This is a genomic window from Streptomyces sp. NPDC047453, assembly GCF_040643155.1.
In the GTDB taxonomy this organism is placed as follows: Bacteria; Actinomycetota; Actinomycetes; order Streptomycetales; family Streptomycetaceae; genus Streptomyces.
The window spans coordinates 1-19,864 of the sequence record NZ_JBEYTS010000016.1 but is presented as its reverse complement, the minus strand read 5'-3'; the positions used below and the strand labels follow the sequence as shown (position 1 = coordinate 19,864).

General features: G+C 71.4%; 15 protein-coding genes and 1 rRNA gene. 7 read left to right on the top strand and 9 right to left on the bottom strand.

All coding sequences use genetic code 11. From position 1 onward, the window contains the following. Positions 1 to 47 precede the first annotated feature (47 nt). Complete coding sequence (secA, locus tag ABZ818_RS16900; RefSeq protein WP_361414946.1) at positions 48 to 2,864, bottom strand: preprotein translocase subunit SecA; 2,817 nt, start codon at positions 2,862 to 2,864, stop codon at positions 48 to 50. A 298-nt stretch (positions 2,865 to 3,162) separates the two neighbouring features. Between secA and ABZ818_RS16895 the strand changes: the two genes are divergently transcribed. Both ABZ818_RS16895 and ABZ818_RS16890 read left to right on the top strand, forming a co-directional pair. Then, entirely contained in the window at positions 3,163 to 3,741 is a 579-nt protein-coding gene (locus tag ABZ818_RS16895) for a GNAT family N-acetyltransferase (protein WP_361414944.1), read from the top strand. Between the two features lie 63 nt (positions 3,742 to 3,804). Then, the gene (locus tag ABZ818_RS16890) at positions 3,805 to 5,007 is read left to right on the top strand and encodes a crosslink repair DNA glycosylase YcaQ family protein (RefSeq protein WP_361414942.1); all 1,203 of its coding nucleotides are present in this window, start codon (positions 3,805 to 3,807) and stop codon (positions 5,005 to 5,007) included. A gap of 35 nt (positions 5,008 to 5,042) precedes the next feature. On the opposite strand, the gene ABZ818_RS16885 is transcribed toward ABZ818_RS16890, so the two are convergent. The 7 genes from ABZ818_RS16885 to mtnA all read right to left on the bottom strand — a co-directional run bounded on the left by ABZ818_RS16885 (position 5,043) and on the right by mtnA (position 13,919). After that, positions 5,043 to 5,789: a response regulator transcription factor gene (locus tag ABZ818_RS16885; RefSeq protein ID WP_361414940.1), complete on the bottom strand. Its 747-nt coding sequence runs from the start codon at positions 5,787 to 5,789 to the stop codon at positions 5,043 to 5,045. Positions 5,790 to 6,003: 214 nt separating this feature from the next. Beyond that, positions 6,004 to 6,690: a ribosome-associated translation inhibitor RaiA gene (gene raiA, locus ABZ818_RS16880; RefSeq protein ID WP_361414938.1), complete on the bottom strand. Its 687-nt coding sequence runs from the start codon at positions 6,688 to 6,690 to the stop codon at positions 6,004 to 6,006. Positions 6,691 to 7,005: 315 nt separating this feature from the next. Continuing rightward, positions 7,006 to 7,875: a ComF family protein gene (locus ABZ818_RS16875; RefSeq protein ID WP_361414936.1), complete on the bottom strand. Its 870-nt coding sequence runs from the start codon at positions 7,873 to 7,875 to the stop codon at positions 7,006 to 7,008. Positions 7,876 to 8,071: 196 nt separating this feature from the next. Beyond that, positions 8,072 to 9,910, bottom strand: a complete 1,839-nt coding sequence (locus tag ABZ818_RS16870) for an LpqB family beta-propeller domain-containing protein (protein ID WP_361414934.1) — start codon at positions 9,908 to 9,910, stop codon at positions 8,072 to 8,074. Continuing rightward, positions 9,900 to 11,972 (bottom strand): MtrAB system histidine kinase MtrB, encoded by a 2,073-nt coding sequence (mtrB, locus tag ABZ818_RS16865; RefSeq protein ID WP_361414932.1) that lies wholly within the window; start codon positions 11,970 to 11,972, stop codon positions 9,900 to 9,902. The genes ABZ818_RS16870 and mtrB overlap by 11 nt, the downstream gene beginning before the upstream one ends. Position 11,973: 1 nt before the next feature. Beyond that, positions 11,974 to 12,663 carry a two-component system response regulator MtrA gene (gene mtrA / locus ABZ818_RS16860; RefSeq protein ID WP_361414930.1) on the bottom strand — a complete coding sequence of 230 codons (690 nt, stop codon included), beginning with the start codon at positions 12,661 to 12,663 and terminating at the stop codon, positions 11,974 to 11,976. Between the two features lie 113 nt (positions 12,664 to 12,776). Then, positions 12,777 to 13,919: an S-methyl-5-thioribose-1-phosphate isomerase gene (gene mtnA, locus ABZ818_RS16855; RefSeq protein WP_361414928.1), complete on the bottom strand. Its 1,143-nt coding sequence runs from the start codon at positions 13,917 to 13,919 to the stop codon at positions 12,777 to 12,779. Positions 13,920 to 14,059: 140 nt separating this feature from the next. Here mtnA and ABZ818_RS16850 point away from each other — a divergent pair, with 140 nt between their 5' ends. Genes ABZ818_RS16850 through ABZ818_RS16830 form a run of 5 tightly spaced genes read left to right on the top strand, consistent with a single transcriptional unit; the run spans position 14,060 to position 19,673 of the window. Then, positions 14,060 to 15,397 carry a hypothetical protein gene (locus ABZ818_RS16850; RefSeq protein ID WP_361414926.1) on the top strand — a complete coding sequence of 446 codons (1,338 nt, stop codon included), beginning with the start codon at positions 14,060 to 14,062 and terminating at the stop codon, positions 15,395 to 15,397. A gap of 55 nt (positions 15,398 to 15,452) precedes the next feature. Then, positions 15,453 to 16,181, top strand: a complete 729-nt coding sequence (locus ABZ818_RS16845; protein WP_361414924.1) for a DUF4129 domain-containing protein — start codon at positions 15,453 to 15,455, stop codon at positions 16,179 to 16,181. Next, a complete protein-coding gene (locus ABZ818_RS16840) occupies positions 16,178 to 17,374 on the top strand; it encodes a DUF4350 domain-containing protein (RefSeq protein WP_361414922.1) in 1,197 nt (398 codons plus the stop codon). Before ABZ818_RS16845 ends, ABZ818_RS16840 begins: the two co-directional genes overlap by 4 nt. Next, positions 17,374 to 18,363, top strand: a complete 990-nt coding sequence (locus ABZ818_RS16835; RefSeq protein ID WP_361414920.1) for a MoxR family ATPase — start codon at positions 17,374 to 17,376, stop codon at positions 18,361 to 18,363. The genes ABZ818_RS16840 and ABZ818_RS16835 overlap by 1 nt, the downstream gene beginning before the upstream one ends. Then, positions 18,363 to 19,673: a DUF58 domain-containing protein gene (locus ABZ818_RS16830; protein ID WP_361414918.1), complete on the top strand. Its 1,311-nt coding sequence runs from the start codon at positions 18,363 to 18,365 to the stop codon at positions 19,671 to 19,673. The genes ABZ818_RS16835 and ABZ818_RS16830 overlap by 1 nt, the downstream gene beginning before the upstream one ends. Positions 19,674 to 19,769: 96 nt before the next feature. Here ABZ818_RS16830 and rrf read toward each other — a convergent pair. Next, positions 19,770 to 19,864 (bottom strand): 5S ribosomal RNA (gene rrf / locus ABZ818_RS16825); the annotation flags it as partial.

The window sequence follows — 19,864 nt, the reverse complement described above, 5'->3', positions numbered from 1 at the left end:
TGCCCGGCCCTTCCCTGTCCGCGGCCGGCTCTCTCAGAGAGCGCCGGTCACTTCTTGCGGCGGCGCCCGGTCTTGGCCTGCTTGCGCCGCTCCGCGCGCGTGAGGCCGTCGGCCTCCGAACGCACGGGCTCGCCGTCCGTGGCGAACTCACCCTCGACGATGCCGCCCTCGCCGTCCACGGTCGGCGCCGAGAAGTGCAGGTCACGCCGCTGCGGCGCGTCCAGCCCCTTGGCCCGGATCTCCGGACGCGCACCGGCCTGCGCCGGAACCGCGTCGTGCTTCTCCAGGTCGGCCACAGGCTTCGTGTCCTCGACCGGCACCTCCTCGACCTGCTGCTCGACCTGGACCTCCAGGTTGAACAGGTAGCCGACGGACTCCTCCTTGATGCCCTCCATCATCGCGGTGAACATGTCGAAGCCCTCGCGCTGGTACTCGACCAGCGGGTCCTTCTGCGCCATCGCGCGCAGGCCGATGCCCTCCTGGAGGTAGTCCATCTCGTAGAGGTGCTCGCGCCACTTGCGGTCCAGCACCGACAGCACCACCCGGCGCTCCAGCTCACGCATGATCTCGGAGCCGAGCTGCGTCTCGCGGGCCTCGTACTGCTCGCGGATGTCGTCCTCGATGGACTCCCTGATGAACTCCGCCGTCAGACCCGCGCGGTCCCCGGCCGCCTCCTCCAGTTCCTCGATGGTGACCTTCACCGGGTAGAGCTGCTTGAAGGCGCCCCACAGCCGGTCGAGGTCCCAGTCCTCCGGGAAGCCCTCGGCGGTCTCCGCCCCCACGTACGCGTCGATGGTGTCGTCCATGAAGTGCCGCACCTGCTCCTGAAGGTCCTCGCCCTCCAGGACGCGGCGCCGCTCGCCGTAGATGACCTCGCGCTGCCGGTTGAGCACCTCGTCGTACTTCAGAACGTTCTTGCGCGTTTCGAAGTTCTGCTGCTCGACCTGCGACTGGGCGGACGCGATCGCGCGCGTGACCATCTTGTTCTCGATCGGCACGTCGTCCGGGACGTTCGCCATCGACATCACGCGCTCGACCATCTGCGCCTTGAACAGACGCATCAGGTCGTCGCCCAGGGAGAGGTAGAAGCGGGACTCGCCCGGGTCGCCCTGACGGCCGCTACGACCGCGCAGCTGGTTGTCGATACGACGCGACTCGTGCCGCTCGGTGCCGAGCACGTACAGGCCGCCGAGCCTCTCGACCTCGTCCTTCTCGGCCTTGACCGCCTCCTCGGCGCGCTGCAGCGCGTCCGGCAGGGCCGCGGCCCACTCCTCGATGTGCTCCTCGGGGTCGAGGCCGCGCTGGCGCAGCTCCGCCTCGGCGAGGTCCTCGGGGTTGCCGCCGAGCTTGATGTCCGTACCACGGCCGGCCATGTTCGTCGCCACGGTCACCGCACCCTTGCGGCCGGCCTGGGCGACGATCGACGCCTCGCGCTCGTGGTGCTTGGCGTTGAGCACCTCGTGCTGGACGCCGCGCTTGCTGAGCTGCTGCGAGAGGTACTCCGACTTCTCCACCGAGGTGGTGCCGACCAGGATCGGCTGACCCTTCTCGTGCTTCTCGGAGATGTCGTCGACGACCGCCTCGAACTTGGCGACCTCGGTGCGGTAGATCAGGTCCGCCTGGTCCTTGCGGATCATCGGCCTGTTGGTCGGGATCGGGACCACGCCCAGCTTGTAGATCTGGTGGAACTCCGCGGCCTCGGTCATCGCCGTACCGGTCATGCCGGAGAGCTTGGAGTAGAGGCGGAAGAAGTTCTGCAGGGTGATCGTGGCGAGCGTCTGGTTCTCGTCCTTGATGTCCACCCCTTCCTTCGCCTCGATCGCCTGGTGCATGCCCTCGTTGTAGCGGCGGCCGGCGAGGATACGGCCGGTGTGCTCGTCGACGATCATGACTTCGCCGTCGATGACGACGTAGTCCTTGTCGCGCTTGAAGAGCTCCTTGGCCTTGATGGCGTTGTTCAGGTAGCCCACGAGCGGGGTGTTCACCGACTCGTAGAGGTTGTCGATGCCCAGCCAGTCCTCGACCTTGGAGACACCGGCCTCGTGGATGGCGACCGTGCGCTTCTTCTCGTCGACGTCGTAGTCGCCGGTCTCCTCGATGCCCTTGAGCGGGTTGCCCGCCTCGCCCTTCTTCAGGCGGGTGACCAGCTTGGAGAAGTCGCCGTACCACTTGGTGGCCTGGTCGGCCGGGCCGGAGATGATCAGCGGCGTACGGGCCTCGTCGACGAGGATGGAGTCGACCTCGTCGACGATGGCGAAGTTGTGGCCGCGCTGGACGAGTTCGTCCTGGGCCCACGCCATGTTGTCGCGCAGGTAGTCGAAGCCGAACTCGTTGTTCGTGCCGTAGGTGATGTCGCAGCCGTACTGCTCGCGGCGCTGGGCCGGCGTCATGTTGGCGAGGATGCAGCCGACGGACAGGCCCAGGAACTTGTGGATGCGGCCCATCATCTCCGAGTCGCGCTCGGCCAGGTAGTCGTTGACCGTGATGATGTGGACGCCGTCGCCCGAGATCGCGTTCAGATAGGCGGGCAGGGTACCGACCAGGGTCTTGCCCTCGCCGGTCTTCATCTCGGCGACATAGCCCAGGTGCAGGGCGGCGCCGCCCATCAGCTGGACGTCGTAGTGGCGCTGGCCGAGGACGCGCCGTGCCGCCTCGCGCACCGTGGCGAACGCCTCGGGCAGCAGGTCGTCCAGGCTCTCGCCGTCCGCGTACCGCTGCTTGTACTCATCGGTGAGGGCACGCAGATCGGCGTCGGAGAGGGCGACGAAGTCCTCTTCGATGGAGTTGACCTGGCCCGCGATGCGGTGCAGCTTGCGCAGGATCTTGCCTTCGCCTGCACGCATGATCTTCGAGAGGACGGACACGGGGGTTGGTCTCCTTGCCGGTCGGGCCTGGGACGGTCGGTTTCCATTGACGTACTGAGCAACGGCCATCGTATGCGAGGACACGGCCAAGCCGGGAGGGCCTGCCGCAAGGCCACCCGTCCGCAGCTTCACGGAGGCCTCAACATGAACAACGTCCAGGGGTCTCCGATGGTGCCGTGTCCCGGTGACGTTTTGCACGAATTGTGATCACTTCCCCACACACCGAGAAACGCGATCAACCCCGCACACACCGGGAAAAGGGATGGCGCCCCCCGCGGCCCCCGAGCAGAATCGGGCGATGGAACCCGTCACGCTCACCACCGACCGTCTGCTCCTGCGCCCGCTCGGCCCCCAGGACTCCGACGCGGTGTACGCGGCCGTGCAGGACCCCGACATCCAGCGCTGGCTCTCCCAGCTTCCTTCGCCCTACCTGCCCGAGCACGCGCAAAGCTTCACCGCGGACATGGTCCCCCTGGGCTGGGCCAACGGCTCGATGTTCACCTTCGGCCTCTTCCTCCCCGGCTCCGGCGGAGACCTCGTGGGCACGCTCGGCATAACGATGCGTTCGCTGGGCGAGGCCGAGATCGGCTACTGGGCCACGAAGGAGCACCGCGGCAACGGCTATGTGACCGAGGCCTCCCTCACCGTCGCCCGCTGGGCCTTCACCCACCTCGCCGTCGACCGCCTGGAGTGGCGCGCCGAGGTCGGGAACCACGCCTCCCGCGCGGTCGCCGAGCGGGTCGGCTTCACCGTGGAGGGCACCCTGCGCTCGGGGCTCAACAACAAGGGGGTTCGACGGGACTGCTGGGTGGGTTCCCTGCTGCCGTCGGACCTGAGCCTGCCCTCGGCGGCGCCCTACCTGCCCGCTCCCGCATAGGGGCCGTCGGCGAAAGCGCAGCTCAGCACGCGTTGTCGGTGCCGCCCCTTATCGTGCGATGCCATGACCTCGCTCCCGCGACCCACCACCGACCTCTCGGCGGACGAAGCCCGCCGCATCGCCCTGCGTGCCCAGGGTTTCCTCGGCGCACCCGACCGGCGGTCCGGTGTGCGCGGTGTCCTCCGGCACCTCGGCGCGGTCCAGCTCGACACCATCTCGGTGCTCGCCCGTTCCCACGAGCTCGTGCCCTACGCCCGCCTGGGCGCGGTCGGCCGCGGGACCGTCGAGCGGTCCTACTGGACGGCCGCGTCCACCGGCACGCCGTCGGCGCGCCCGCACGCCTTCGAGTACTGGTCGCACGCCGCCTGCATCCTGCCCATCGAGGAGTGGCCCCACTTCGCCTTCCGCCGCCGCGCCTACCGCAACCGCCCGCACTGGAACCACGAGCTGCCCGACGGCACGTACGACCAGGTCGTCAAGCAGCTGCACGCCGAGGGCCCGCTGACGGCGACGGAGCTGGGCGGGGCCAAGAAGACCAGCGAGTGGTGGGACTGGTCGGGCACCAAGGTCGCCGTCGAGCGCGCCCTGATGTACGGCGAGGTGGTCTGCGTGGAGCGCCGGGGCTGGAAGCGGGTGTACGACCTCGCCGAGCGCGCCGTCCCCGAGGAACTGCTGCACGACGAGCTGGACGACACCGAGTGCCTGCGCCGGCTGGTCCGCCTGGCCGGCCAGTCCCTGGGCGTGGGCACGCGCGCGGACATCGCGGACTACCACCGCCTCAAGAGCGAGCAGGTCGACGCGGTGATCGGGGACTCGGGGCTGGTGCCGGTCACGGTCGAGGGCTGGGGCAAGCCGGCCTGGGCGGACCCGGAGGCGCTGGCGACACCCCCGCGCGGCCGCCACCGCACCACGCTGCTGTCCCCGTTCGACTCGCTGGTCTGGGAGCGGGCGCGCACCGAGCGGATCTTCGGCTTCACCCACCGCCTGGAGGCCTACGTCCCCAAGCCCAAGCGGGTCCACGGCTACTTCGCGATGCCCGTGCTCGCCGGCGGCCGCCTCGTCGGTCGCGTGGACCCCGCCCGGGAGGGCCGCACCCTCGTGGCCAAGCAGGTCACCCTGGACGGCGTCCGGTCCGTGCCCGCCGTCGCCCAGGCGCTCGTCGAGGCGGCGAGCTGGGTGGACTGCACGGACGTACGCGTGGAACGGGTGGAGGCGCCCGAACTGCGCGAGCCCCTCATGCTGGAACTCTCCCGCGCCGTGGGCTGACCTTCCGGGCAGCCCACGGCAGGCCCTACCGGGGCCTACCGGATCTCGAGGATCTTCTCCCGCATCGCGTAGACCACCGCTTCCATCCTGGAGTGCAGCTGGAGCTTCTCCAGGATGTTGCGGACGTGGTTCTTCACGGTGTTCTCGGAGATGAACAGCTCCTTGGCGATGTCCCTGTTGTTCATCCCCGTGGCCACGAGCTTGAGTACCTCCAGCTCACGGTCTGTCAGCCGGGGGGCAGGGACGAGGCGGCGCTCGTCGGTCCGCTGGATCATCGACTTGAACTCGGTGAGCAGCTTCGACGCCATGGAGGGGCTGATCTGCGACTGCCCGTCGGCCACGGCGCGGATGGCCGTGGCCACCTCGTCCGTGGAGATCTCCTTGAGGAGGTAGCCGGTGGCGCCGGCCTTGATCGCCTCGTAGAGGTCGGCCTCCTCGTCGCTGATCGTCAGCATGATGATCTTGGCGCTGGGCGCGACCTCCTTGATGGACGTACACGCCTCGATCCCGCCGCGCTTGGGCATGCGTACGTCCATCAGCACGATGTCGGGCAGCAGGTCGGCGGCCTTGTCGACGGCCTCCGCCCCGTCACCCGCCTCGCCGACCACCTGGATGTCCTCCTCGGCGGCGAGCACGATCTCCAGGCCGCGGCGGAAGAGGGCGTGGTCGTCCACGACAAGGACTCTGATCGGCTCCTTGCGCGCAGTGCCCGCCTCCGGTGCCACGCCGACGACGCCACCGTCAGCGTCCTCGTCCCTCATCGGTCCGAAGCTGTCCGCCATCGTTGTTCCTCCCCCTGAGGCTGTGGCCCGGTCTGTGGTGCGGTGGCCAACCCAAGGCAACGGCCCATCGGTTGAGCCGTTGCCGCCATGATTCCATGCCCGGCCGACACTGCGGTGACCAAGCGGCGTGTGAAGGGGGCGCACACCGGTGCCCCTGGGGGCGCACACCGCGCTCCAGGGGCACCGTCGCAGCTGTTGTTGTCGCCAGGGCGGCTCAACCGCCCAGTGTGCCGCCCGCCTCCGGCGCCTGCGTGACCATCGTGTCCGTGCGGAGGTGGATCACTCCGTAGTCATAGGCATGCCGCCGGTAGACGACGCTGGGTTCCTTGGTCTCGGAGTCGACGAAGAGATAGAAGTCGTGCCCGACCAGTTCCATCTCGTAGAGGGCCTGGTCGAGGGTCATCGGGGAGGCGACGTGGGTCTTCTCGCGGACGACGAGGGGTCCGTCCCCCTGCACCTCCAGCGAGCCGACCTTCTTGGTGGGAACCTGGCCCGCGTCCGCTTCCGTGACGGTCTGACCGCTGCCGTTCAGGGTCGCCGCGCCGGGGACGTGGTCGGGGACCTCGGCGGCCGAGATCCGTCGTGCGCCACGCCGCGAGAAACGCTTGTCGTGCTGCTTGCGCAGTCGGGCACCGAGCTTCTCCGCCGCCAGGTCGAGCGCGGCGTACGGATCGCTGGCCGCTGCCTCCGCCCGGATCACCGGACCGCGGGAGCGGAGCGTGATCTCCACCCGGTCGCAGCGGTCGGCTTGTCGGGGGTTGGGCTCCTTGGACACCTCGACGTCGAGGCTGATCACCTTGCCATCGAGCTTCTGGATCTTCTCCAGGTTCAGCTTCTCGGCCACGTGCTTGCGGAACCGCTCGGGCACCTCGGTCTTGCGGCCCTTGACGACGATGTCCACGCAGAACTCCGTTCCCGGATCGCTCCGCTCCGACGGCGGAGCATCTCCCTTGTGCACCCGGTTCCGGTGAGCTCCGGAACCTCGGACTCGGTGACGTCCACCTCCTCCTGCCCCGCGGGCGAGATCTCCACCCGGCCGGTACGGGTGATAGCGAAAACCCGCAGCACGGCATTCGGATATGACGGGGGTGGCCTGCGCCTTTCCCTCACAACCCGAACATATCTCGCCCGGACGGATGACGTCACCCTCTACTGCGGCGTACCTCCGTTCAGGTGAATTGACCCGCTCATTACCTGCAACGATGCAAGTTCTCAATCAGTTCCGGTCCATTCCAAAGGAATCCGGAGAGGCCGCGACGACCGCCGCACAGACCACACCACCGGCGCCGTACACCCCCGCCATTTCCGGTGCGTCATACATCGAGTTCCCCTCCTTGCGCTCCTTCTGCCTTGATCCCGACTTCCGTTTCCTCATCCCTTCCCGGCCCCGCGCCGTGTACACGGCCGTCGTGACCGCCCGCGCCGCCTCCGCCAACGAGGCCCCCGTCGTCATGACGTCGTCGACCAGCACCACCGGACCGCTCAGCAGCAGCCGCGCGCCGCCCGCGGCCACCTCCAGCGCGCCGGCGAGGTTGTCCAGCCGCTGCCGGGAGGTCAGCCCCGACTGGTCCGCCACGACGCGCCGCTGGCGCAGCACCGCCAGGGCCCGGGCCGGCGTCCCTGACCGCCGCAGCCCACCGGCCGCCGCGAGCGCGATCCGCCGCGCGGGATCGTGCCCCCGGGCCCGCACCGCCCGCCGCGCGGACGGCACCGGGACGAGCAGCACGGCCTCACCGACCGCCCCAGCGTCGGCCCCGGCTCCCGCTCCTGTTCCCCCCGCTCCCGTCGCCGCCGCCCGCAGCCCGGCCCGTACCGCACCCGCCAGCGCCGTGCCCAGCGGGCGTGCCAGAGCCAGTGCGCCCCGCTCCTTGTGGGCGAGCAGGGCCGCCCGCACCGCGTCCGCGTACGGCGCCGCCGCGTACGCCTCCGGCAGTCCGGACGGCTCCGGAACCGGTCGCACCCGGCGTGGTGCGCCGTGGCTCAGGACGGCACGGCACCGAGGACAGAGCACCGTGCGAGGCCTGCCGCAGCCGCCGCACTCGGTCGGCAGCACCAGGTCGGTGAGGTCCTGCCACCACCCGTGCATGTCTTCCACTGTGCCGACGGCGCACCGTCCCGGCCAGCCCTGTGGACAACCCCCTGTGGACAACTCCCCCCAACCGCCACCGGGGCTTCCCCCACACGGGCGACCGAGGGATGCCCCGGCCCGCTCGGGAGGGAGGGAAAGCGCTCAGCCCGGTCAGGAGGAAAGGGCACTCGGCCCGGTCGGGACGGAAGGGCGCTCAGCCCGGGTAGACCGGCGCCAACCCCTCCTTGATCACCTTCTGCCATTGCGCCCCGGACGACAGCCGGACGATCCCGTCCTCCGAGGAGTACGCCACCAGCGGCGACCGGTCGTCCTCGGCCGCGGCGATCGACAACACCCCCGTGAGCGCCGCCGGCGGCGGGCCCTCCGGCGTGGAGCCGTCGACCTGGACGTACCGCATCGTCTGCACGCCCTGCTGCTCCCGCCCGGCCACCACGAGGCGGCTGTCGCCGGCCCACGACATGGCGGTGACGTTCTCCAGCTCCGGAGCCGCCGAACGCAGTTCGCGCACCGATACCACCGGCCGGTCCCCGGCCTTGTCGTCGCGTTCGATCCGCCCGATGAGCAGGGATCTGCTGCCGTTCTCCGCCCGCACGACCAGGGCGATCCGCACCCCGTCGGCGGCCACCCGCACCGCGTCGACGCGCCCCTTCAGCCCGGGGACCCGCACGTCGAGCGGCTGGCCCCCACCCTGCTCCAGTACCACCAGCCGCGGCCGGGCGGGATCGCGGTCGGCCACCCACAGGTCACCGCGCGCGTCCCAGCTCGGTACCGTCAACCGCTCGCCCTCGGCCTTGCCCTGGCTCAGCAGCACCGGCGCGTCGAGGGCGCCGCCCGCCGCGAGCGAGCCCACGAACAGCGACTTGCCGTCGTCGCCGACCCCGGCCGCGGTGCGCTCGTCCCACGACACCGCCGCCGCCTGGAGCTTCTGGACGCCCTCGCCCAGCGCCCCCGGCACGGGTTCGGCGCTCGTGGCGGTGACGCCGATCCGCACCAGCCGCTGCTTGTCGTCGACGAAGTACAGGTAGTCGGGCCCCTTCACCGACCCGCGCGTGGCGACGGCCTCGGTCTGGTCCTCCTCCAGCGAGCACAGTGTGCCGCCGTCGGCGCGCTGGAGCGTGACGGTGTCCACGGTGGGTGTCAGGTTCTGCAACGTGAACAGCAGTTGGGTCGCCATCTCCCGGCACTTCTCGCGCCCGACCCCGGAGGCCTTCTCGTTCAGCGGCACCGTCAGCCGGTTCTGGTCGTCGGGCGCCAGCGAGGTGACCCCGCGGCGCAGCTCCGTCCCGGCCGGGAAGCTCGAACTGACCGCCGGCTCGAGCCAGCCCGTGGGCCCGCTCAGCAGGGAGCGCACCACCTGCGTCATCGCGTCCACGCGCCGGCGCACGAAGACGGGATCGGCGACGGCGGTCGCCGATGTGGCCGAATCCGCCCAGGTGTTGGATGCGAAGTAGTACTTGTTGACGGACATGTAGTTGCGCTGGAAGTCCGACTGGCCCATGACGACGCCCGGCGGCAGCACGTCGATGCGCCACTGCCCGCTCTTCTTGTCCCGCGTCAGATGAACCGGCTGGCTGTACGTGCCGCGCATCGGCGTGTACGACTGCTGCGCGTCCACCAGGGCCACCTTTTCGCCGGTCAGCGTGAACGCGTAGTCGTCGCTGCTGTCATGGCTGGTTTCGTGTCCCGTGGTGCTATCGACGTGGATGTCGCCCGCGAGCACGGTCGTGGACTGCTCCGGCCGCCAGCGCTCCGACGCCGTCCCCGTCAGATACTGACGCGCCGTCGCATACTGCGGATCGTCACTGGTCAGGGCCTCCAGAAAGCCCTGCACGATCTCCCGGGGCTGGGCGTCCTCCGGGGGCGGCATGGCGAACACCCGCAGCTGGCTGTCCTGGCGCGGGGTGGACTCCACGTCCCGCAGATCCCCGCTGTCCGGCATCGAGGCACACCCCGCCAGCAGTACGACCCCGCAAGCGGCGTACACCACCGCGCGCACCGGCCGCCGCACGCCCCCCACGCGGTCAGCGCCCACGAAATGCCTCCCCTTGCTGTGTCACGTCGTCCTGCGGCCCGGCTTCCTCGGCGGCCGCGGAGTCCGCAGGCCTCTCCCCTGCCGCGTCCACGGCGGACACCGACTCCTGCCGTCGCCCTCCCGCGGCCGGCCGGGGCACCACACGCGCGCCGTTGCCGGGCAGCGCCGTCGGATCGGCCGTCGGGGCCGCCGACCGGGACACGATCGGGTCCCGCGACGATGCCATCCGCTCACCCGTCGCCTGCACCGGTACGGTGGCACGCTTGCCGCTCGGCAGACCGGCGTCGTCGAGCCCGCGGTTGCGGCGCGAGTCCTTCGGCTCCAGTGGGACGGGCGAGCCCCGCAGCGGCTCGTCCGCGGTCCTCGGCAGCGTCAGGCGGAACTGCGAGCCGCCGCCCGGCTCGCCCCACGCCTGAAGCCAGCCGCCGTGCAGCCGGGCGTCCTCCAGGGCGATCGACAGCCCCAGACCGGTACCGCCCGTGGTGCGGGCGCGCGCCGGATCCGCCCGCCAGAAGCGGCTGAACACCCGGGTCGCCTCACCCGGCTTGAGCCCGACGCCGTAGTCGCGCACCGCGACCGCGACCGCGCCGCCCGCCGCGGCGAGCTTGACGACGACGTCCCTGCCGTCGCCGTGCTCGACGGCGTTGACGACCAGATTGCGCAGGATGCGCTCCACACGCCGGGCGTCGGCCTCCGCGACGACCGGCTGCTGGTCGCCGACGACCCGAATCCGCGTCCCTTTGCGCTCGGCGAGCGGCTCGGCGCCGCCGACGACCCGGTTCACGACCTCCCTGAGGTCGATCGGCTCGGCCTCCAGCGCCGCCGCGCCCGCGTCGAAACGGCTGATCTCCAGCAGGTCCGCGAGCAGCGACTCGAACCGGTCGAGCTGGTCGGCGAGCAGTTCCGCCGAGCGGGCGGTGATCGGGTCGAAGTCCACACGCGCCTCATGGATGACGTCGGCGGCCATCCGCACGGTCGTCAACGGCGTGCGCAGCTCGTGCGAGACGTCGGAGACGAACCGGCGCTGCATCCGCGACAGCTCCTCCAGCTGCTGGATCTTCAACTGGAGGTTCTGCGCCATCTTGTTGAATGCCTCGCCGAGCCGCGCGATGTCGTCCTCACCGGTGACCTTCATCCGCTCCTGGAGCCGCCCGGCCGACAGCCGCTCGGCGATCCCGGCCGCCATCCGCACCGGCGTGACGACCTGCCGCACCACCAGCCAGGCGATGGCTCCGAGGAGTACGACGACGAAGAGACCGGCCGTCGCCAGCGTGCCCTTGACCAGGCTCAGCGACTTCTCCTCCTGCGTGAGCGGGAAGAGGTAGTACAGCTGGTACGGATCGCCGTTGGGGTCGTTGACCTGCTTGCCGATGACCAGCGCGGGCTGGGAGCCCTTGTCGCCGTCCTGGTAGACGATGCGGGCGTAACTCTGGGCGGCCACCATGCCGTTGTTGACGCGGGCGCGCAGCTCCTCCGGAACGCTCGCCGTCGGATTCACGCCGCCGGAGGCGCGCGGACCGCGCCCGCCACCGGTGTCGTCGCCGGCGGGCAGCGTGACCACGTCGAAGGCGCCCTGACCGCCACTGGACAGCGACGACACCAGGTCGCTCATCCACTGGATGACGTTCTGCGAGGAGTGGCCGTCCGCGGCGGAGCCGTCGTCGCCGGGGCCGGTCGCCTCCTCGTCGGCCCGCTGCTTGGCCACCGCGAAACCACCGGTGGCCTGGCTCTGCGAGGCCTTCACCTTGGCGTCGAGCAGTCCGTTGCGCACCTGGCCGATGACGACGAAACCCAGCAGCAGTACGACGCCCAGCGACATCAGCAGGGTGGTGGCGACGACCCTCAGCTGGATGTTGCGCCGCCACAGCCGCATCACCGGCAACAGCGGCCGGCGCACCCAGCGCAGGAACAGACGCAGGACCGGGCTGCCCTGCACGCCGCCGTGCAGCAGCCCGCCCTCCAGAAGACGTCCCCAGCGGGAGCCGGCGTTCGTCCGGCCGACAGGCCGCCCCGCGCCGGCCCCGGAACCCCCGGGCGCCGAAGCGGCGCTGTCCCCCGACACGTCAGCTCGGTCCGGCCTTGTAACCGACACCGCGGACGGTCACCACGATCTCCGGCTTCTCCGGGTCCCTCTCGACCTTGGAGCGCAGCCGCTGGACGTGCACGTTCACCAGACGGGTGTCGGCCGCGTGCCGGTAGCCCCAGACCTGCTCCAGGAGCACCTCGCGGGTGAACACCTGCCACGGCTTGCGGGCCAGCGCGACCAGCAGGTCGAACTCCAGCGGCGTCAGCGCGATCGACTGCCCGTCCCGCTTCACGGAGTGCCCCGCGACATCGATGACGAGGTCGCCGATGGCGAGCTGCTCCGGCGCGGGCTCCTCCGACCTGCGCAGCCGCGCCCGGATACGGGCCACGAGCTCCTTCGGCTTGAACGGCTTCACGATGTAGTCGTCGGCGCCGGACTCCAGGCCCACGACGACGTCCACGGTGTCGCTCTTGGCCGTCAGCATCACGATCGGCACCCCGGACTCCGCCCTGATCAGGCGGCACACCTCGATGCCGTCGCGGCCGGGCAGCATCAGGTCGAGCAGGACCAGATCGGGTTTGGCCTCACGGAAGGCGGCCAGCGCCTTGTCGCCGTCGGCCACGAAAGACGGCTCGAAACCTTCACCACGCAGCACGATCCCGAGCATCTCGGCCAGTGCGGTGTCGTCGTCGACGACAAGGACTCGTCCCTTCATAAACGACATCATCCCATTCTCGTAACGGTGGCGAAGATCCAGGTGAGACAGCTCACTGGCCTGTGACGATAGTCGTACGGAGCCGTCACTGTCTGCCTCGGGCCCGAGAACGGGGATGCCGATGCTCAGTCTGTCGTGTTCCCCCTCGACCTGGCGCACAATTCGGCCAGTCCCTTGGCGGTCACCGGCGAGACGGCGCCTTCCTCGGTGACGATCGCCGTCACCAGCTCCGGCGGGGTCACGTCGAAGGCCGGGTTGTAGGCCTGCGTGCCCAGCGGCGCGACCGGGAGACCACCGCCGGCTCCCGTGACCGGGACCTGGGGCGCGATGAACTCGGTCACCTCGTAGCCCGGTCGCTGCTCGACCTCGATCGCCGCGCCGTCCGGGGTCGCCGGGTCCACCGTCGTCACCGGCGCCACCACGATGAACGGCACATGGTGATAGCGCGCGAGGACCGCGAGCGGATAGCTGCCCACCTTGTTCGCCACCGAGCCGTCGGCGGCGATACGGTCCGCGCCGACCAGCACGGCGTCCACCTCACCGGCCGCGAACAACGAGCCCGCCGCGCTGTCGGTGAGCAGGGTGTACGACATGTCGTTGCGGGCCGCCTCGTACGCCGTCAGACGGGCGCCCTGGAGCAATGGCCGGGTCTCGTCCACCCACAGCCGCCGCAGCTGTCCCGCGCGATGCGCGGCGAGCGCCACCGCGAACGCCGTGCCCTCCCCTCCCGACACCAGCGACCCGCTGTTGCAGTGGGTGAGGACGCGGTGCCCGCCACCGGGCAGCAGCTCGTCCAGCAGCGCCAGCCCGTGCTCGGCCATCCGCGCGCTGGCCCGGGCGTCCTCCTGGTGCAGCTGCCGCGCCGCGGCCAGCGCCGCCGAGGCGGCCTGCCCGGGGTCCCCGGTCCTGACGAGCGCCGTCTGATGGGCGGACTGTGCCCGGCGCACACCGACGGAGAGGTTCACGGCCGTGGGCCGGGCGGCCGCCAGCGCGGTCGCGGCCTCGTCCACGTCGAAGCCGCGCGCGGCGGCGAGCGCGACGCCGTACGCCCCGGCGATGCCGAGCAGCGGCGCCCCGCGCACGGCCAGCGACCGGATCGCCTCCACCAGCGCGGGCGCGTCCGTACACACCAGCTCGACCTCCTCGGCGGGAAGCCTGGTCTGGTCGAGGAGGACCAGTACCGGCCCCTCGGGCGGCTCTTCCCAGCGGATCACCGAGGTCCCGGCCGCCCGGTCGTCCTCGCGGGTCTGCGCGTACTGATCAGCCATGCCGTCAGTCTGCCCCCTATCCGGCGGACAAATGAAGGTATGCAGCCGCCACCACCGCCGGTCGCCCGAAGACCACCCCATGGCACGATGGCTGCCAACCTGCCGCCGCGACGGCGGACGGGCACCGTGAAGGAGCGACGATGACTGACACTCCGGGCTGGGCCTCGCCCGGATCCGCCCCGTCCGACGGACAGGAGACCGGCGCGTCCGGACCTGCCGACGCCGCCGGCCGCCCCGACGCCGCACCACCCGCGGACCAGTCGGGCGAGCAGCCGCAGGGCCCCGGCGTGAAGTGGTCCAAGGAGCAACCGCCGCCGGGCCAGTGGTCCGCGCCCACGGGAGCCCCGGCCGCCGGCCAGGCACCACCGCCACCCGCCGGCCCCGGCTGGGGCGGACAGCCCCCGCCCGGCTACGGCCCCGGCGGTTATGGCGCTCCCGGTCACGGCGGTCCCGCCGGCTACGGCGCCTGGGGCACCGGCTGGGGCGGCCCGCCCCCTGCGGCCAAGCCCGGCGTGATCCCGCTGCGCCCGCTGGGCGTGGGCGAGATCCTCGACGGCACGGTGTCCACCATGCGCGCCCACTGGCGCACCGTCCTGGGCATCACCCTGGTCGTCGCGGTCTTCTCCCAAGTCATCGTCATCCTGCTGCAACGCCTGGTCCTCGACAGCACGAGCAACCAGGTCCTCAGCGACCCGAACGCCACCTCCGGCGAAGTCGGCCGCGCCATGGGCGACGCCATGCTCGACTCCGGCGCCGTCTTCATCCTCTCCTTGGTCGCCACCGTCATCGCCACCGCACTGCTCACGACGGTCACCAGCCGCGCGGTCCTCGGCAAGCCGGTCACCACCGCGGAGGCCTGGCGCGACGCCCGCCCCCAGGTGCTCAAGCTGTTCGGGCTGGTCATCCTGCTGCTGCTCATCTGCCTCGGCGTCATCGCCGTCGGCGCGCTGCCCGGCATCCTCGTCGCCACCACGACCTCGCCCCTGGGAGGCATAGCACTGGCCTTCCTGGGTGGCCTGGTCGCCTGCGTACCCGCCCTGTGGCTGGCGGTCCGCTTCTCGCTCGCCTCCCCCGCCCTGATGCTGGAGAAGCAGGGCATCGCCAAGTCGATGAGCCGCTCCGCCAAGCTGATCCGTGGCTCCTGGTGGCGCGTCTTCGGCATCCAGCTGCTGGCGGGAATCATCGCGGGCCTCGTCTCCGCGGTCATCGCCATCCCCTTCTTCGCCCTCGCCATGGTCTTCGGCGGGGGTGGCATGTCCGCCTTCCTCAGCGGCACCCCGAACGTCGGCTGGGCCTACCTGATCATCACCGGGATCGGGGCCGTGCTCGGCTCCACGATCACCTTCCCGATCACGGCCGGCGTCACCGTGCTGCTCTACATCGACCAGCGCATCCGCCGCGAGGCCCTCGACCTCGACCTGGCCCGCGCCGCGGGCGTCCAGGGCTACGGCTCCGACGCGCCAGCCTCCGGGAGCTGATGCCGTGAGTCTGGCGGGGGGAGTTCTCACAGCACTGCCGGCGTTCCCACGCGCCGTGGACAAAGCCCTGCGGATCGCGCTGCACACCCGCGGCGCGGTCCTGGCGCAGTCGCGTTCCGCAGCCGAGCCACCGGTGACCGTCCCACGTGACCCGGCGCAGGAGGCGGCCCAGCGCGAACTGTCCAAGCCGATGTACCACGAGCACGACCCGGGCCTGGTGCAACGCGCCCTGAACGCCTTCTGGAACTGGATCGGCAAACTGTTCGACTCCGCCTCGGTCGCCACCCCGGGCGGCAGCGTCGGACTGATCGTCGTCATCGTGGCCGTCCTGGCCGTGCTCGGGGCCCTGTGGTGGCGCCTCGGCACACCGCGCCGCGAACCCACTTCCTCCGCCGCCCTGTTCGACGACCGCCCCCGCAGCGCCGCCGAACACCGCGCCACCGCCGAGGCGCACGCCGCCCAGGGCCACTGGAACCAGGCCGTCCAGGAACGCATGCGCGCCATCGTCCGCTCCCTGGAGGAACGGGCCCTGCTCGACATACGCCCCGGCCGCACCGCCGACGAGGCCGCCGCCGAGGCGGGCCACGCCCTCCCCTCGCACACCGACCGGCTGCGCGCGGCCGCCCGGGACTTCGACGACGTCACATACGGCGGCCGCAGGGCGACCGAAGCGGCGTACCACCGCATCGCCGAACTCGACCGCGACCTCGAACGCACCAGGCCCCAATTCGCCGGCACCGGCCACGGCACGGCCCCCACCGGCCACCAGGGAGCCGCCGGATGACCACCGAGGCCACGCTCCCCTCCACCTCGGTCTCGCGCACCGGCCGCCAGGTGTGGACCCGCACGCGCGGGATCCTGCTCGCCCTCGTCCTCCTCCTCGCCGCCGCCGTCGCGATCGCCGCGGTCCAGTCGGGCGCCCAGCACGGCCGCCTGGACCCGCGCTCCGCCGACCCCTACGGAAGCCGCGCCGTCGCCGCGCTCCTCGCCGACCAAGGCGTGTCCACACGCGTGGTCACCACCCTCGACCAGGCACGCGCCGCCGCCGGCCCCGACACCACCCTGCTGGTCACCGTCCCCGACCTGCTGACGGACGGACAGCAGTCCCGGCTGCGCCACGCGACCGACGCCTCCGGCGGACGCACCGTCCTCGTCGCCCCCGACTTTCCCTCCGTCAGCAGCCTGGCCCCGGGCGTCACCGCGGCGCACACACCCAGTTTCGACACCACCCTCTCCCCCGGCTGCTCCCTGCCCGCCGCCCGCCGCGCGGGCACCGCGGACACGGGCGGCGGCATCCGCTACTCCACCACCGTCAAAACCGCGGACGCCTGCTACCCCAGCGACGGACTGCCCACTCTGCTGCGCATCCCGCAGTCCGCCAAGGGCGGCGACACCGTCGTCCTCGGCACCCCCGACATCCTCTACAACAACCGCCTCGCCAAGCAGGGCAACGCCTCGCTCGCCCTGCAACTCCTCGGCTCCCGCCCTCATCTGGTCTGGTACCTCCCCTCGCTCTCCGACGCGTCGGCCCCCGACACCGGCGACGGCGGCTTCTTCGATCTGCTCCCCGCGGGCTGGCTCTGGGGCACCCTGCAACTCTTCATCGCAGCGGCCCTGGCCGCTCTGTGGCGCGCACGCCGGCTCGGTCCCCTCGTGCCCGAAAAACTCCCCGTGGCGATCCGCGCCTCCGAAACCGTCGAAGGCCACGCCCGCCTCTACCGCAAGGCGAACGCCCGCGACCGCGCCGCCACCGCTCTTCGCTCCACCACGCGCACCCGCCTGGCCCCCCTCGTCGGCATCCCCGTCACCCAGGCGCACACGCCCGAGGCCCTGCTCCCCGCCCTGTCCGCCCGCCTCCACAGCGAGGGACAGTCCCTGCACGACCTGCTCTTCGGCCCGCCGCCCGGCGACGACGCGGCCCTCGTCACCCTCGCCGACCGACTCGACGCCCTCGAAAGAGAGGTACGCCGTCCATGATGGACCCGACCACTGACAACGCCGGGCGCACCGGGGGCACGGGCCAGGCCCGGTCCTCCCTGGAAGCCCTGCGCGCCGAGATCGCCAAGGCCGTGGTCGGCCAGGATCCCGCCGTGACCGGTCTCGTCGTCGCTCTCCTCTGCCGTGGACACGTCCTCCTCGAAGGAGTCCCCGGAGTCGCGAAGACCCTGCTCGTCCGCACACTCGCCGCCGCGCTCGACATCGACACCAAGCGCGTCCAGTTCACCCCCGACCTGATGCCGAGCGACGTGACCGGCTCGCTGGTCTACGACGCCCGCACCGCCGAGTTCTCCTTCCAGCCCGGCCCGGTCTTCACCAACCTCCTCCTCGCCGACGAGATCAACCGCACCCCGCCGAAGACCCAGTCGTCGCTGCTGGAGGCCATGGAGGAGCGCCAGGTCACCGTCGACGGCACCCCGCGCCCACTCCCCGACCCCTTCCTGGTCGTCGCGACCCAGAACCCGGTCGAGTACGAGGGCACCTACCCCCTCCCCGAGGCCCAGCTGGACCGCTTCCTCCTCAAGCTGACCATCCCGCTGCCCTCCCGCCAGAACGAGATCGACGTCCTCACCCGCCACGCCGACGGCTTCAACCCGCGCGACCTGCGCGCCGCCGGCGTACGCCCGGTGGCCGGCCGCGCCGACCTGGACGCGGCCCGCGCCGCGATCGCCAAGACGACGGTCTCCCCGGAGATCACGGCCTACGTCGTCGACATCTGCCGGGCCACGCGGGAATCCCCGTCCCTGGCCCTCGGCGTCTCCCCGCGCGGAGCGACGGCGCTGCTGTCGACGTCCCGTGCGTGGGCCTGGCTGACCGGCCGCGACTACGTCATCCCCGACGACGTCAAGGCACTGGCCCTGTCCACCCTGCGCCACCGTGTACAGCTGCGCCCGGAGGCCGAGATGGAAGGCGTGACCGCCGATTCGGTGATCAACGCGATCCTCGCTCACGTGCCGGTCCCCCGCTGATGGCCCTCACCGGACGCGCCGCGCTCCTCGCGGCCCTCGGCTCCCTCCCCGTCGGCATCTGGGACCCGGGCTGGTCGGGCATCCTCGCCGTGAACGCGCCCCTGGCCGTGGCCTGCGCCTGCGACTACGCCTTGGCGGCGCCGGTGCGGCGCCTCGGCCTGACCCGCTCCGGGGACACGTCCGTGCGTCTGGGCGAGAGCGCCGACGTCGCCCTTACGGTCACCAACCCCTCGCGCCGCCTGCTGCGCGCCCGGCTCCGTGACGCCTGGCCCCCCAGCACCTGGCAGCCGGGCACCGAAATGTCGGCCTCCCGGCATCGCCTGACCGTGCCGCCCGGCGAACGCCGCCGTGCCACCACGCGCCTGCGCCCCACCCGTCGCGGTGACCGCCAGTCCGACCGCGTGACCATCCGCTCCTACGGCCCCCTCGGGCTCTTCGCCCGCCAGGGCACTCACAAGGTCCCCTGGACGGTCCGCGTGCTGCCGCCGTTCACCAGCCGCAAGCACCTGCCCTCGAAGCTCGCCCGGCTGCGGGAACTGGACGGCCGCACCAGTGTGCTCATCCGCGGAGAGGGAACGGAGTTCGACAGCCTGCGTGAGTACGTCCCCGGCGACGACACCCGCTCCATCGACTGGCGCGCCACCGCCCGCCAGTCCACGGTCGCCGTCCGCACCTGGCGCCCGGAACGCGACCGGCACGTCCTGCTCGTCCTGGACACCGGCCGCACCTCCGCGGGCCGCGTGGGCGACGCCCCGCGCCTGGACGCCTCCATGGACGCCGCCCTGCTCCTCGCGGCCCTCGCCTCCCGCGCCGGCGACCGCGTCGACCTGCTGGCCTATGACCGCCGGGTTCGCGCCCTCGTCCAGGGCCGCTCCGCAGGAGATGTCCTGCCGTCTCTGGTCGACGCCATGGCGACACTGGAACCCGAACTCGTCGAGACGGACGCCCGGGGCCTCACAGCCACAGCCCTGCGTACGGCACCGCGCCGCTCACTGGTCGTCTTGCTGACGAGCCTGGACGCGGCGCCCGTCGAGGAGGGCCTGCTGCCCATGCTTCCCCAACTCACCCAGCGCCACACGGTCCTGGTGGCCTCTGTGGCGGATCCGCTGGTGACACAGATGGCCGCGTCCCGGGGAAGCGTGGACGCGGTCTACGAGGCCGCCGCCGCGGCCCAGGCGCAGACCGAACGCCACCGCACCGCGGAGCAACTCCGCCGCCACGGTGTCACCGTCGTCGACGCCACACCGGATGATCTGGCGCCGGCACTGGCGGACGCGTATCTGGCGCTGAAGACAGCGGGGAGACTCTGAAAGAGGGAGCAGGGGACGGGGGCGTAAGCCCCTGGTGCGGTGCGTAAACGCAGAAAACCCCCGTGCCGAATGACACGGGGGTTTTCTTCAACATTTGTTCGGCGGCGTCCTACTCTCCCACAGGGTCCCCCCTGCAGTACCATCGGCGCTGTAAGGCTTAGCTTCCGGGTTCGGAATGTAACCGGGCGTTT